The sequence below is a fragment of the Enterobacter sp. T1-1 genome (genome assembly GCF_000710795.1).
In the GTDB taxonomy this organism is placed as follows: domain Bacteria; phylum Pseudomonadota; class Gammaproteobacteria; order Enterobacterales; family Enterobacteriaceae; genus Enterobacter; species Enterobacter cloacae.
Genome location: NZ_JALW01000049.1, coordinates 58795 through 72273 on the forward strand (window position 1 = coordinate 58795; position 13479 = coordinate 72273).

14 protein-coding genes and 1 riboswitch are annotated in these 13479 nt (G+C 55.5%); of the genes, 9 read left to right on the top strand and 5 right to left on the bottom strand.

Annotated features, from left to right (window positions below):
* The 5 genes from AK59_RS0116220 to AK59_RS0116240 all read left to right on the top strand — a co-directional run bounded on the left by AK59_RS0116220 (nucleotide 1) and on the right by AK59_RS0116240 (nucleotide 5833).
* Entirely contained in the window at nucleotides 1–1305 is a 1305-nt protein-coding gene (locus AK59_RS0116220; protein WP_029883250.1) for a carbohydrate ABC transporter permease, read from the top strand.
* A gap of 11 nt (nucleotides 1306–1316) precedes the next feature.
* The gene (locus AK59_RS0116225) at nucleotides 1317–2168 is read left to right on the top strand and encodes a sugar ABC transporter permease (RefSeq protein WP_013097215.1); all 852 of its coding nucleotides are present in this window, start codon (nucleotides 1317–1319) and stop codon (nucleotides 2166–2168) included.
* Between the two features lie 2 nt (nucleotides 2169–2170).
* Nucleotides 2171–3373 (top strand): glycoside hydrolase family 53 protein, encoded by a 1203-nt coding sequence (locus AK59_RS0116230; RefSeq protein ID WP_029883251.1) that lies wholly within the window; start codon nucleotides 2171–2173, stop codon nucleotides 3371–3373.
* Nucleotides 3374–3402: 29 nt separating this feature from the next.
* Nucleotides 3403–5460: a beta-galactosidase gene (locus tag AK59_RS0116235; RefSeq protein WP_023620985.1), complete on the top strand. Its 2058-nt coding sequence runs from the start codon at nucleotides 3403–3405 to the stop codon at nucleotides 5458–5460.
* 130 nt (nucleotides 5461–5590) lie between these two features.
* Entirely contained in the window at nucleotides 5591–5833 is a 243-nt protein-coding gene (locus AK59_RS0116240) for a PTS transporter subunit EIIB (protein ID WP_013097212.1), read from the top strand.
* 102 nt (nucleotides 5834–5935) lie between these two features.
* Here AK59_RS0116240 and AK59_RS0116245 read toward each other — a convergent pair whose 3' ends face one another.
* Entirely contained in the window at nucleotides 5936–7201 is a 1266-nt protein-coding gene (locus AK59_RS0116245) for a maltoporin (RefSeq protein ID WP_013097211.1), read from the bottom strand.
* A 269-nt stretch (nucleotides 7202–7470) separates the two neighbouring features.
* Between AK59_RS0116245 and AK59_RS0116250 the strand changes: the two genes are divergently transcribed.
* The gene (locus tag AK59_RS0116250) at nucleotides 7471–8547 is read left to right on the top strand and encodes a LacI family DNA-binding transcriptional regulator (protein ID WP_029883253.1); all 1077 of its coding nucleotides are present in this window, start codon (nucleotides 7471–7473) and stop codon (nucleotides 8545–8547) included.
* Nucleotides 8548–8589: 42 nt separating this feature from the next.
* On the opposite strand, the gene AK59_RS0116255 is transcribed toward AK59_RS0116250, so the two are convergent.
* Nucleotides 8590–9591, bottom strand: coding sequence for a magnesium transporter (locus AK59_RS0116255; protein WP_029883254.1), 1002 nt, complete (start codon nucleotides 9589–9591; stop codon nucleotides 8590–8592).
* 59 nt (nucleotides 9592–9650) lie between these two features.
* A riboswitch (M-box (ykoK) riboswitch) is annotated at nucleotides 9651–9820 on the bottom strand.
* 156 nt (nucleotides 9821–9976) lie between these two features.
* Here AK59_RS0116255 and AK59_RS0116260 point away from each other — a divergent pair.
* Nucleotides 9977–10480: a DedA family protein gene (locus AK59_RS0116260; RefSeq protein ID WP_029883255.1), complete on the top strand. Its 504-nt coding sequence runs from the start codon at nucleotides 9977–9979 to the stop codon at nucleotides 10478–10480.
* A 1-nt stretch (nucleotide 10481) separates the two neighbouring features.
* On the opposite strand, the gene AK59_RS0116265 is transcribed toward AK59_RS0116260, so the two are convergent.
* Nucleotides 10482–11231: an SDR family oxidoreductase gene (locus AK59_RS0116265; RefSeq protein ID WP_013097207.1), complete on the bottom strand. Its 750-nt coding sequence runs from the start codon at nucleotides 11229–11231 to the stop codon at nucleotides 10482–10484.
* A 100-nt stretch (nucleotides 11232–11331) separates the two neighbouring features.
* Here AK59_RS0116265 and AK59_RS0116270 point away from each other — a divergent pair, with 100 nt between their 5' ends.
* Nucleotides 11332–11691: a winged helix-turn-helix transcriptional regulator gene (locus AK59_RS0116270; protein WP_013097206.1), complete on the top strand. Its 360-nt coding sequence runs from the start codon at nucleotides 11332–11334 to the stop codon at nucleotides 11689–11691.
* 1 nt (nucleotide 11692) lies between these two features.
* Here the strand turns inward: AK59_RS0116270 and AK59_RS0116275 are convergent, their stop codons facing one another.
* Both AK59_RS0116275 and AK59_RS0116280 read right to left on the bottom strand, forming a co-directional pair.
* On the bottom strand, nucleotides 11693–12487 hold the full coding sequence (locus tag AK59_RS0116275; RefSeq protein WP_013097205.1) for an SDR family NAD(P)-dependent oxidoreductase: 795 nt from the start codon (nucleotides 12485–12487) through the stop codon (nucleotides 11693–11695).
* A gap of 125 nt (nucleotides 12488–12612) precedes the next feature.
* Complete coding sequence (locus tag AK59_RS0116280) at nucleotides 12613–13056, bottom strand: winged helix-turn-helix transcriptional regulator (RefSeq protein WP_013097204.1); 444 nt, start codon at nucleotides 13054–13056, stop codon at nucleotides 12613–12615.
* A gap of 152 nt (nucleotides 13057–13208) precedes the next feature.
* Between AK59_RS0116280 and AK59_RS0116285 the strand changes: the two genes are divergently transcribed.
* Nucleotides 13209–13479, top strand: a 271-nt coding sequence (locus AK59_RS0116285; protein WP_029883256.1) for a histidine-type phosphatase, incomplete at its 3' end; no start/stop codon positions are given.

Consider the following 13479-nt stretch of genomic DNA (forward strand, 5'->3'; position numbering starts at 1 on the left):
GTGAGTATCATCCCGGAAAATTTTGCCAGACCGCACGGGGCCGGGCGCCATGCCTGGACCGGCCTGCTGCTGGCGTTCATCCCCGGCTTCGGCCAGTTCTACCATCGTCAGTGGCTGAAAGGGATCATCTTCCTGGTACTGCTGGTCAGTTTTCTCGGCGTATTTGCCGATTTTCTGCGCGAAGGGCTGTGGGGGCTGGTGACGCTGGGCGAGGAGGTGCCGCGGGACAACTCTATCTTCCTGCTGGCTGAGGGGATCATCAGCGTGCTGATCGCCGCGTTTGGCGTGATGGTCTGGTACCTGTCGATGCGTGATGCGTGGGTGAATGGCAGAAAACGCGATGCGGGACTTGCGCTTAACAGCGTGCGCAAGCAGTACCAGATGCTGCTGAGCGACGGCTTCCCGTATCTGATGATCACGCCCGGCTTTATCCTGCTGGTGTTTGTAGTGGTTTTCCCGATCCTGTTCGGCTTTGCCATTGCCTTTACCAACTACAACCTCTACCACACGCCGCCGGCTAAGCTGGTGGACTGGGTTGGGTTTAAGAACTTCATCAATATCTTCACGCTCTCCATCTGGCGTTCGACCTTCTTCGACGTGCTGCAGTGGACGGTGGTCTGGACCCTGCTCGCTACCACGCTGCAATGTTCGGTAGGCGTGCTGCTGGCCATTCTGGTAAACCAGAAAGATCTGCGCTTTAAACCGCTGATCCGCACCATCTTCATTCTGCCCTGGGCGGTGCCGGGCTTTGTCACCATCCTGGTGTTTGCCGGAATGTTTAACGACTCCTTTGGGGTGATCAACAACGCCATTCTGGCCTTCTTCGGCATCGCGCCAAAAGCGTGGATGACCGATCCGTTCTGGACCAAAACGGCGCTGATTATGATGCAGACCTGGCTCGGCTTCCCGTTTGTTTTCGCCATGACCACCGGCGTGCTGCAGGCCATTCCGGACGATCTGTACGAAGCGGCGACCATGGACGGTGCCAGTAGCGCGACTAAGTTGCGTACCATCACGCTGCCGCTGGTGCTTTACTCGATTGCGCCGATTCTGATCACTCAATACACCTTCAACTTCAATAATTTCAACATCATCTACCTGTTTAATAACGGCGGACCGGCGGTGGTAGGGTCGAATGCGGGTGGGACGGATATCCTGGTGTCGTGGATCTACAAACTGACGATGTCCTCTTCGCAATATGCGATTGCGGCGACCATCACTATCCTGCTGTCGATCTTTGTCGTCGGGCTGGCGCTGTGGCAGTTCCGCGCCACGAAATCGTTCAAAAATGACGACATGGCGTAAGGAACGTAACAATGGCTCAATCACAAAGTATTAAACGTGAGAAGTGGGTTCGCCTCTCGCTTTCCTGGCTGGTTATCGTGCTGGTCTCGATAATCATCATTTACCCGCTGGTGTGGACGGTCGGTGCGTCGTTTAACGCGGGTAATAGCCTGCTGAGCTCGTCGATTATTCCAGAGAACTTCTCGGTGCAGCACTATGCCGACCTGTTCAACGGCCAGGTGAACTACATGACCTGGTACTGGAATTCAATGAAAATCAGCTTCCTGACCATGGTACTGACCTTAATCAGCGTCAGCTTTACCGCCTACGCGTTTTCGCGCTTTCGCTTTAAGGGGCGCCAGAACGGTCTGATGCTGTTCCTGCTGCTGCAGATGATCCCCCAGTTCTCGGCGCTGATTGCCATCTTCGTGCTGTCGCAGTTGCTGGGCCTTATCAATAGCCATCTGGCGCTGGTGCTGATCTACGTGGGCGGCATGATCCCGATGAACACTTACCTGATGAAAGGCTACCTCGATGCCATCCCGAAAGATCTGGATGAATCCGCGCGCATGGACGGGGCCAGTAATTTCCGGATTTTCATCGAAATTATCATGCCGCTTTCGAAGCCGATTGTGGCGGTGGTGGCGCTGTTCTCCTTCACCGGGCCGCTGGGGGATTTCATCCTCTCCAGCACCATTTTGCGCACCCCGGACAAATACACCTTACCCATCGGGCTTTATAACCTGGTGGCACAAAAAATGGGGGCCAGCTACACCACCTACGCGGCAGGCGCGGTCCTGATTGCGGTGCCGGTGGCGATCCTCTACCTGGCGTTACAAAAATACTTCGTCTCCGGCCTGACCTCCGGGAGTACCAAAGGATAACCATGAAAAGACTCAAACCCGCTTTGCTCGCCGTTTGCCTCTCATGTGGCCTTGCCGCGAGTGCTTTTGCTGCCGACGCGGTGAAAACGCGTCCGTTTAACGCCATGCCTGCAGATTTTATTAAGGGGGCGGATATTTCGACCCTACTGGAAGCCGAACAACACGGCGCGAAATTCTATAACCAGAACGGCCAGCAGCAGGATGCGATTGCGATCCTGAAGGCCAACGGCGTGAACTATGTACGCCTGCGCCTGTGGGTTGATCCACAGGATGCGAGCGGCAAGACCTATGGCGGCGGCAGTAACAACCTGGAAAACACGATTGCGCTGGCGAAGCGCGTGAAGGCGCAGGGCCTGAAGCTGCTGCTCGATTTCCACTACAGCGATTTCTGGACCGATCCGGGCAAACAGTTCAAGCCGAAAGCCTGGGAGAAGATGGACTACCCGCAGCTTAAAACGGCGATCCATGACTACACCCGCGACACCATCGCCCGCTTTAAGCAAGAGGGCGTACTGCCGGACATGGTGCAAATCGGTAACGAAATCAACGGCGGCATGCTGTGGCCGGAAGGCAAAAGCTGGGGGCAGGGCGGCGGCGAGTTTGACCGTCTGGCCGGACTGCTCAACGCCGCCATTAGCGGGCTAAAAGAGAATCTGACCGGCGGCGAGCAGGTGAAAATCATGCTGCACCTGGCCGAAGGGACTAAAAATGACACCTTCCGCTGGTGGTTTGACGAAATCGCGAAGCGTGGCGTGCCATTCGATATCATCGGCCTGTCAATGTACACCTACTGGAACGGCCCGATTAGCGCGCTGAAGGCCAATATGGATGACATCAGCAAGCGCTATAACAAAGACGTGATTGTGGTGGAAGCGGCATACGGCTATACGCTGGACAACTGCGATAACGCTGAGAACAGCTTCCAGGCGAAAGAAGAAAAAGACGGCGGCTATCCGGGTACCGTTCAGGGCCAGTACGATTATATTCACGATTTAATGCAGTCCGTTATTGATGTTCCGGACCACCGTGGCAAAGGCATTTTTTATTGGGAGCCGACCTGGATTGCCGTACCGGGCACCACGTGGGCGACCAAAGCCGGCATGAAATATATTCATGACGAATGGAAAGAGGGGAATGCCCGCGAGAATCAGGCGTTATTTGATTGCCAGGGAAAAGTGCTGCCATCAATAACGGTATTTAAATAATTTTTATCTTCATTCAGGACGTTTTTAATATGAATAAATTTGCGCCTTTAAGCCCAAAGGTCGCGGCGTTATTGCATGGCGCCGACTATAACCCGGAGCAATGGGAGAATTATCCCGGTATTATTGAAAAAGATATTGCCATGATGCAGCAGGCAAAATGTAATGTGATGTCGGTGGGCATATTTAGCTGGGCAAAGCTGGAGCCGCGTGAAGGGGAATATGATTTTGCGTGGCTGGATAATATTATTGAAAAACTGTATGCGGCAGGTATTCATATTTTCCTTGCTACGCCAAGCGGCGCGCGTCCGGCGTGGATGTCGCAAAAATACCCTGAGGTGCTGCGCGTCGGGCGCAACCGGGTGCCCGCGCTGCACGGAGGCCGACATAACCACTGCATGTCATCGCCAGTGTACCGTGAGAAGACATTCACCATTAACCGCCTGCTGGCGGAGCGTTATTCACACCATCCGGCGGTGCTGGGCTGGCATATCTCTAATGAATACGGCGGCGAATGTCACTGTCACCTGTGTCAGGCACGTTTTCGCGACTGGCTGAAGGCGCGCTATAAAACCCTGGACGCGCTGAACCACGCGTGGTGGAGCACCTTCTGGAGCCACACCTACACCGACTGGTCGCAGATAGAGTCCCCTGCGCCGCAGGGAGAAGTATCGATTCACGGCCTCAACCTCGACTGGCGTCGCTTCAATACCGCACAGGTGACCGATTTCTGCCGCCATGAAGTGGCCCCGCTAAAAGTAGCGAATGCGGAACTGCCGGTAACCACCAATTTTATGGAGTATTTCTACGACTACGACTACTGGCAGCTTGCGAAGGCGATCGACTTTATCTCCTGGGACAGCTATCCGATGTGGCACAAGGAGAAAGACGAAACGGCGCTCGCCTGCTACACCGCCATGTATCACGACATGATGCGTAGCCTGAAGGGCGGTAAGCCCTTCGTGCTGATGGAGTCGACGCCGAGCACCACCAACTGGCAGCCAACCAGCAAGCTGAAAAAGCCGGGGATGCATATTCTCTCGTCGATGCAGGCGGTGGCGCACGGAGCGGATTCGGTGCAGTACTTCCAGTGGCGTAAAAGCCGCGGGTCGGTGGAGAAATTCCACGGCGCGGTTATCGACCACGTGGGTCATCTGGATACCCGCGTCGGGCGTGAAGTGACGCGCCTGGGCGAGATGCTGGCACGCCTGCCGGAGGTCGCAGGTTGCCGTACCGAGGCCCGGGTGGCGATTGTCTTCGACCAGCAAAACCGCTGGGCGCTGGATGATGCCGAAGGTCCGCGCAATATGGGAATGGAGTACGAAAAAACCGTCAACGAGCACTATCGTCCGTTCTGGGAAAAAGGCATCGCGGTGGATGTCATTGACGCTGACGGCGATCTGAGCGACTACGCGCTGGTGGTTGCCCCCATGCTTTATATGGTACGCGAAGGGTTTGCCGAGCGGGCAGAAGCCTTTGTGGCTAATGGCGGGCATCTGGTGACGACCTACTGGACCGGCGTGGTGGATGAGACCGATCTCTGTCATCTGGGCGGTTTCCCTGGCCCGCTGCGCAAGCTTCTGGGCATCTGGGCGGAAGAGATCGAGTGCCTGGGCGAGGGGGAGCGCAACCTGATTCAGGGGCTGGCAGGCAACGCGGCGGGTTTGCAGGGGCCGTATCAGGTGCGACATTTATGCGAGCTGATCCACGCTGAGTCCGCACAGGTGCTGGCGACCTACCGCGATGATTTCTACGCAGGTCGCCCTGCGGTAACGGTCAACCGCGTCGGTAAAGGCAAGGCGTGGCATGTCGCTTCACGTAACGATCTGCCGTTCCAGCGCGATTTCTTCGCCGGAATTATCAACGAGCTGGCACTACCGCGCGCCATCGAGGGTGAACTCCCGCCGGGCGTGGTTGCCACGGCACGCACGGATGGCGAAACCACCTGGGTGTTTGTGCAGAACTACACGGCACAGCAGCAGTACATCACGCTGCCACAGGGGTATACCGACTGCATGACAGACGCCGCTGCTGCGGGCGATACCGCTCTGCTGCCCTGGGACTGTCGTGTGCTCAGGCGTAAAGCGTAATTGATTTTCTCCCTCTCCCTGTGGGAGAGGGCTGGGGTGAGGGCATCAGACCGCACCGTCCGGGCAAAAAGGCACAGAACGCCTGCTCCACGAGCAGGCATTTTTTTATCTGCATATAATGAGGCGTATTATGGACAGTCAAATTACCCAGCGTTTAATTCCCGCGTTTGGCGGCGACGATAATATCGAACACGTCGAAGCCTGTATTACCCGCCTGCGCGTGACGGTAAAAGATTTAAATAAAGTTGACTCTGAGGCGTTACAGAATGAAGGGGCGCTGGGGGTAATTATTATTGGCCAGCAGGTGCATGCCATATTTGGCAGGCAATCTGATGCCTTACGTCAGTTATTAGATGAACATTTTAATCAATAAATAAAAAAAGGGATAGCCAAAATAATGGCTATCCCGAAACAGGCGAATAAACTGCCAGTTGTTGGAGATACAATAACGATTAACGCATTTTAGAAATAAATATTACCACCAGGCTTCAACCTGCACGCCGAAGTTCCAGGTATTACTGGCGGTGCCGTCTTCGAAGGATTTCCCATGTTCGGAATCATTAAGATAAGAGGCAAACACGCGTAGCTCGGGACGTGACATGAAATCAGGTCCGTCCGCCAGACCTAAGGCGATCGTGTACTTCTCACCGCTCTGCTTGTAGTTTGAACCGTCGGTATAGGTATCTTTCTGGTAGAACCCGCCCACTTCACCAATCAGACGCACATATTCGGTGAACTGATACTGCGCGCGGCCCACCAGCGAAATCAGGCGCGATTTATCGGTATACTGCGTGGTGTCATCCGCCGAACCCCAGGTCAGGACGTGGTTAAAGGAGAGCTTGTCGGTAATGGGAATTAAGCCGGTATTAATCACGCGGTAGCCGCTGGCATCGTTCACATAGTTCCACATGTCGTACCAGCCGCCCCCCTGGGAAACCATGTTCTGCGCCAGACCTTTGTTGGCATACTGCAGCACCAGCTTGTTATAGCCGCCCAGCATGTCCTGGCTGATCTCTCCGGTTACCATCACGCCGTTGTCGGCCTCGTACAGCCCGCCATACTCTTTCTGTTTGTTGGTCGGGTTTGGCATGGCATAGTCAATACCCACTTCCGTCCACGCGCCTGCCCACGGTTTCCAGCCCGCATAGCGGAGATCGATATAATTGATGTTCACGTCGTTATCACCGTCAACGCGGTAGTCCACGTCGTTGGCATCGCCGCGGATCCAGGCCACGGAGACCGCGCCAGGGCCGAGCGTATAGTTTTCAATACCTGCACCGGATCCCGAGATGTTCCAGTATTTGGTGTCAATGATGTGCAGATCATGACGCTGGTAATAGCGCTTCCCACCCCAGATAACCGCATTCGGATCGCCCGGGATCAATCCCTTGATCTGCAGGTTTAGCTGACGCAGGCCAAACTGAGCGTCGTCGCCAAAGGTGGTTTCGTTATCGTTAGAGCCGTCAGACACCATGCTCACCATGCTGTCGAGATAAAAGCTCACGTCGTTCTTTTTGTAGACCTCAGAGCCCAGTTCCAGCTCGCCGTAGGTATCGGCTTCGTTACCCAGACGGCCTATTTTATTCTTCTGCCACTCCTCCATCCCACCATCCCGTGAGACGCCCACGCCGGAGCGAAGATAGCCATGAAAATCAATCGGTACTGAAGACGCAGCAAACAGCGATGGAGACGCTAACGCGGCAGCCAGCGCAACGGATACAGAGCGGATCGTCGTGTTCATTGTTACCCTCTTATTGTTTTGTAATACGTTCACAAATCCGCTGTCATAAAATGCCTAAACCTTCTGGCTGGCAATTGAACGATCCTAAATGTGTGATTAACTGCAAATAAAATAGACAATTTTGTTACGAGTGATGAGCTGTGCCACAAATTATGGCATTGTGAACGTAATACTTTTTGATGGTGTTATGTCTGCGAAGTGAGGACGGTGAGCGTTTTTTTACAGCGCCCCTGTTACAATCATCGCATAACAACATAAGGAACCGGACCATGAAGTCGAAAAGCGCAACGTTAGAGGACGTCGCACGCCATGCAGGCGTCTCCTATCAGACCGTGTCCAGGGTACTGAATAAATCTGCCAATGTATCCGAGGCCACGCGCCACAAGGTTGAGAAATCCATAGAGTTATTGCGGTATGTGCCGAATCGCCTGGCCCAGCAACTGGTAGGCAAGCAGAGTCAGACCGTCGGGCTGGTGACCATTTCACTGGCTCTGCACGCGCCTTCTCAGGTGGCGGCAGCGGTAAAACGCTATGCGAACGTGGAGGGATACCAGGTACTGATCTCGATGATAGATGAGAACGTCAACCAAAGTATTCAGGACTCTATCAACGAACTGAAGTCCCAGCTGGTGAGCAAGGTGATCATTAACGTGCCTCTGGAGGCCGAAGAGGCGCAGAAAATCGCCACCGACAACGACGATATCGTCTGTCTTTTCCTGGATGTCGACCCGTACAGTTCTGTGTTTAACGTTTCGTTTAACCCGGCGGATGGGACCCGCGCCAGCGTTAAATACCTTTACGAGCTGGGCCATCGCGACATCGCCCTGCTGGCGGGGCCGGAGTCCTCTGTGTCGGCACAGTTGAGGCTAAAAAGCTGGATCGAAACCCTGAAGGGTTACGGGCTGGAGCCCGCTTCGGTGATCCGCGGCAACTGGGATGCGCAGAGCGGGTATGCCGGTGCGCTGCAGATGTTGCGCGAAACGCCGCAGTTTTCCGCCGTACTGGTGGCCAACGACCAGATGGCGCTGGGCGTACTGAGCGCCTTCCACCAGCAGCAGATTTCCATTCCTGGCGAGAAGTCGGTGATTGGCTACGATGATACCTACGAAAGCTCGTTCTTCTACCCGGCGCTGACGACGGTCTCACTGGATTTAGATCTGCAGGGCAAAGAGGCGGTGCGCCGCATTCTGGACAGCGGCGAAGAGAGTGCCCTGCGCATGTCCTCGATTTTACCTGCCCGTCTGGTGGTGCGACAGTCCACCGGGCCGAAAGGGGAGAAGGGAAAAAACCTCCAGGCGCTGGCCCAGCAGCTGCGCGAGATTGCGCATCAACTGGATGATGTGTAGCGGAGTGAGCACCTCAATCACAGGAAAGAGGTGCTCGTAAGATTACTCCAGCCCCAGCGTATACTGGGCGATTTTGAAGTAGATAATCAGCCCGGTACCGTCGATAAGCGTCGCGATAAACGGCGCGGAGACGACGGCCGGGTCAATGCCGCAGCGCTTGAGTACCATGGGAATAACGGACGAGACTATGGCACTCCACAGCGTAATGCACACCAGCGTCAGGCTGACGATAAGGGTAATTTCCAGCCCAATCCCCATCATCCATGCGCGGATGCACCCGGCAATACCGAGCGTGACGGCAATCATCAGTGAGGTGGTCATCTCTTTGCAAAGTACGCGACCGACATCGCGCAGATGCACTTCACCCAGCGCCATGGCGCGCACCAGCGTGGAGGTGATCTGCGTTCCGCTGTTCCCGCCGGTGCCAATTAGCAGCGGGATAAAAAATGCCAGCGCAATGGCGGACTCCAGCGCCTCTTCAAAGTGCTGGATCACCGAGCTGGTGTAGGCTTCCGCGACAAACAGCAGCAGCAGCCAGACGGAGCGTTTTTTCCACAGGCTGAAGGCGCTGGTCTCCAGATAGGGCTTTTCCAGCGGCAGCGTTGCCCCCTGGCGCTGGGCATCTTCGGTGACATCGTCTTCCAGCAGGTGAGCCATTTCGCGCTCGGTGAGGCAGCCAACCAGCTTGCCGTGGGTGACAACAGGCACTACATCCGCACAGCTGTGAGCCAGCAGTCCGGCGACATCGGCCCGCTCATCTTCCGGTTTGACCTGCAGAAATTGCGACAGCATCAGCGATTTTACCGGCTGTACGGTATCGGTGGTTTGCAGCAATTTGCGTACCGCAATCATGCCCGCGAGGCGGCCCTGATCTTCAATGAAAATATGCGACGGAATATCATCGTCTTTTAATTTTTCGAAAAACTGCTCGCGCGCCAGCGCCACGCATAATGAAATATCGAGGACAATAAAATCGGTATTCATATATTGCGCGATAGCGCTGTCATTGAATACCGGGTTCTGGTTGTGAATAGCGTAAGACATAGTGAATTCCCTTTGAATAAAAAATCTCTCAGGGGCGAGCAAGACAGGGCATGTCGAAGAGGAGATCCCCACGTCCTGGGTTCAGCACTGTACACCGTATCCCGTAAGGGAAGTTATACTGACAAAGCCTTGATTCGACAGTGCCTGTTTTACCCTGTGCGGGTTCTCTCGAACCTGCCAGAGCGATAACGTGTATTTGTACAGGAGCCTCGCCATAACGAGATCGTTGTAAACCAGCGGGATAATACGCTTATTTTATTTTCCCGCTCTGGAATTTAAAAAATGTTTAGGGAATGTTTATGTATTCATTATTCATGACGCGTTGAGCCTTTATTTAAACTTGCTCGATTTTAATAAGAAGGTAAATATTCACGAGGAGAACAAGGTGGCGTGGTTTGACAATCTGCTCAATCATTTTGCGCATTATCCGACGCATCTCTTTGCGCTGCTCTTCGTGCTGGCTTTGAGTAAATCCACGGTGCTGATCTCCTCCGTGCTGCCGCCCGCCTCGGTGATGTTGCTGACCGGGATCACCGTTAGCCAGGCGAGCCTGCATCCGGCGTTGACGTGGCTGGCGGTGGTGATGGGGGCCACGCTCGGTTCGCTGCTGAACTATCATATCGGTCAGTTGATGGGGCATACGCGGCTGGTGACGCGCATTACCTCAAGACATGCCGATACATTTTTGCGGGTGCAGCATCAGCTACAGAAAAACGGCGTGCTGGTGCTCTTCACCGCCCGTTTTCTGGCGGTACTGCGCTATATCGTGCCGCTGGCGGCGGGCATGCTCAGGCTCAACCGGGTGAAGGTTTACGCGGTCAGCCTGTTTTCTGCCGCCGTCTGGGCGGCGCTGTATGTCGGCATTGTCACCGGCATCAGCGCCTTTTAAGTTACAAACTTCCCATTCCGCCGTCCACCAGCAGTTCCGTTCCTACCGTGTAGCTGGATTCGTCGGAGGCCAGATAGAGCGCGGCTTTTGCCAGCTCCGTCGTCGAGCCCATTCTGCCCAGCGGCACAAGCTTGATGATCTCCGCCATCATCGCGTTAAGCGTTTCTTCGCTTAAGCCCGTTTTCGTAAAGGCCGGGGTTTCTACCGGGCCGGGGCTCAGACCGTTAACGCGAATGCCGCGCGGTAACAGCTCTGCCGACAGTGTGCGTGCCAGCGACAGCAGGGCGGCCTTGCTCGCGGCATACACGCTGCTGGTGGGCAGGCCGATGCGCGCGCTTACGGAGCCGCACAGGATCACCGAGGACGGATTATTCAGCAGCGGCAGCAGCGCCTGAATTAAAAAGAACGGTCCCTTCAGGTTGATGCCCATCAGACGATCCCAGGCCTCTTCCTGCCACGCTTCCAGCGGCGCGTGGGTCACGTCGCCGGCGTTGAGAAACACCGCGTCCAGGCGTGGCCAGCGGGCGGCAAGCGTCTCCGCCAGCGCTTTTTGCGAAGCAATATCTCCCGCATCGGTCGGGATCACCCAGGCCTTATCGCCCAAAATGCGCTCTGCTTCGGCGAGCGTTTCCGGGTTACGACCGGTGACGGCGACATGCGCCCCTTCGGCGAGAAACACCTGCGCAGTGGCAAGGCCAATGCCGCTGGTTCCGCCGGTAATCAGCGTATATTTACCTGCTAAACGACCCATGTTCTTCTCCTGAAATGTCTCTGGAGAAAGCACTATAGAAACGTTAGTATCGAAAGGAAACCAGGTACCAATTGGATACTAATGCGGCAAGAGGTGTGCTATGGCGGAATTGCTCGATATACGTTGTGAAAAAAATTCTGAGGTTTATGTCTGCCCGATGACGCAGTTTGTGAACCTGATTTCCGGGAAGTGGGCGATCCCTGTTCTTTATCGCCTGATTATCCTCAATGCGCCGGTACGCTTTGGCGATCTGCTGCGCGCTACCGCCCCCATCACGCAAAAAGAACTCACGAAGCAGCTCAGGCTGTTCGAACAGCGCGGTCTGGTGTCGCGCACGGTTTACCCGGAGATCCCACCGCGCGTGGAGTATCAGATAACGGGGCTGGGGTTGACCCTGCAAGGGGCGCTCTCGCCGCTGGCCGCCTGGATGAGTGAGTACGGCGACCAGCTTGAGCGTTAGCCTACTGTTTTACATAGCGCGGCGCCGGGATGCCGGTGCGGGCGCTGTTAAACAGTTCCAGACGTGCCGTTTCGTAGCGATCCCACAGGCTGGCATCATGCATTGGCGGAATGGTAATCAGCTCGCCCTGATCCAGACCCGCCAGCGAAGCATCCACCATATCGTCAGTGGTCATCACCGAGCCTTCGGGCAGATCGTTCACCGTCACGCCGGAATGCTGCCAGATTTCTGTTGCCGTTGCGGCGGGTAACACGGCCTGAATACGCAGATTGCTGTCGGCAAACTCCTCCTGTAACCCACGGGTAAAGCTGAGCACCCAGGCTTTGGTGGCGCTGTACAGCGCGCTGCCTGCACGCACGTGCAGGGACAACACCGAGGCGATATTGATAAGCGTACCGTGGTTATTCTGCGCCAGGCGCGGCAGGATCGCATAGGTCAGGCGCATCAGCGCCGTGGTATTGAGGGTGTTAATGGCCTGATGCTGGGCCACATCGCCCGCGAGGAACGGCGCCATCTGCGCGGTGCCGGCGTTGTTAACCAGCGCATCAATGGCGGTATTGCTACGCAGTTCGTCTTCTACCGCGCGGATCCCGGTTTCATCGGTGAGATCGGCCACCAGAATATCGACGGTCACGCCATAGCGCGCGCGTAGGTCGGCGGCGAGGGTTTGCAGCCGATCCTCGCGGCGGGCGACCAGGACCAGGTTAGCGCCGCGCGCGGCAAGGCGATCGGCATAGACGGCACCAATCCCGGAAGAGGCACCCGTAATCAGGGCGGTAGTGATTTGCGTAGTCATCGTGTGTTACCTCAAAGCAAAGTGGGTTATTTGGTTTCAATATGAAACTGAATTCACTGTCTGCTATTTGGTTTTATAATGCAACTATATCGGTGGTCATTTTGTGCTTTTGCCGTCTGGAACGATCAGGAGGGTAGTTTAGCCACGATCTCTTCAGGCGTAAGTTCGCGGCCATCATCGGCAATAAGCAGCAGTTTACGCAGCGGTTTGCGCTGTTCGCTATCAACGAGAACGGTGCCGCATTCGTTTTCCGCGAACAAAAATTCATTGCCCCACTGGGACAGGGCAACCAGCACCGTCTGGAGTGCGCGTCCCTTGTCGGTCAGAACGTATTCCTGCCAGGCGCTGCCGTCGGAGGCGGGCTGGAGCCGGAGGATGCCTTCATCGACCAGCAGTTTTAGCCGCGCGGTCAGCATGTTTTTCGCGATACCGAGGCTTTTCTGGAACTCGCCGAAGCGTTTAATCCCGCGCAATGCGTCGCGAACAATCAGCAGCGACCACCAGTCGCCGATGATATCCAGCGAACGGGCGACAGGGCAGGTACTCTCTTCAAGACGGGTGCGTTTCACAGGCAAATCTCCGGGCGTATGTAGTTTTATTATAAAACTAATCTGCTCACCGGGTAAGCGTGTTATTCATCAGTTTGAGAAATGCTTCCCGGAAAATTGTCACGGATCTGTCACACTGAACGCGACATTTTAAAACGAGTGAGGAATTAGGGATGAGAAAAGCACTACTCGCGGTGGCCGTAGCCGGTCTCTTTTCAGCAGCCTCCGGGGTGCAGGCGCAAGAGACGCCGGAAGGGTATCAGCTGGAGCAAGTTTTAATTATGAGCCGTCACAACCTGCGCGCACCGCTCGCCAATAACGGCAGCGTGCTGGAGCAGTCCACGCCAAAGCAATGGCCTGAATGGGAAGTGCCGGGCGGTCAGCTCACCACCAAAGGTGGCGTGCTGGAGGTTTACATGGGGCACTACATGCGCGAGTGGCTGG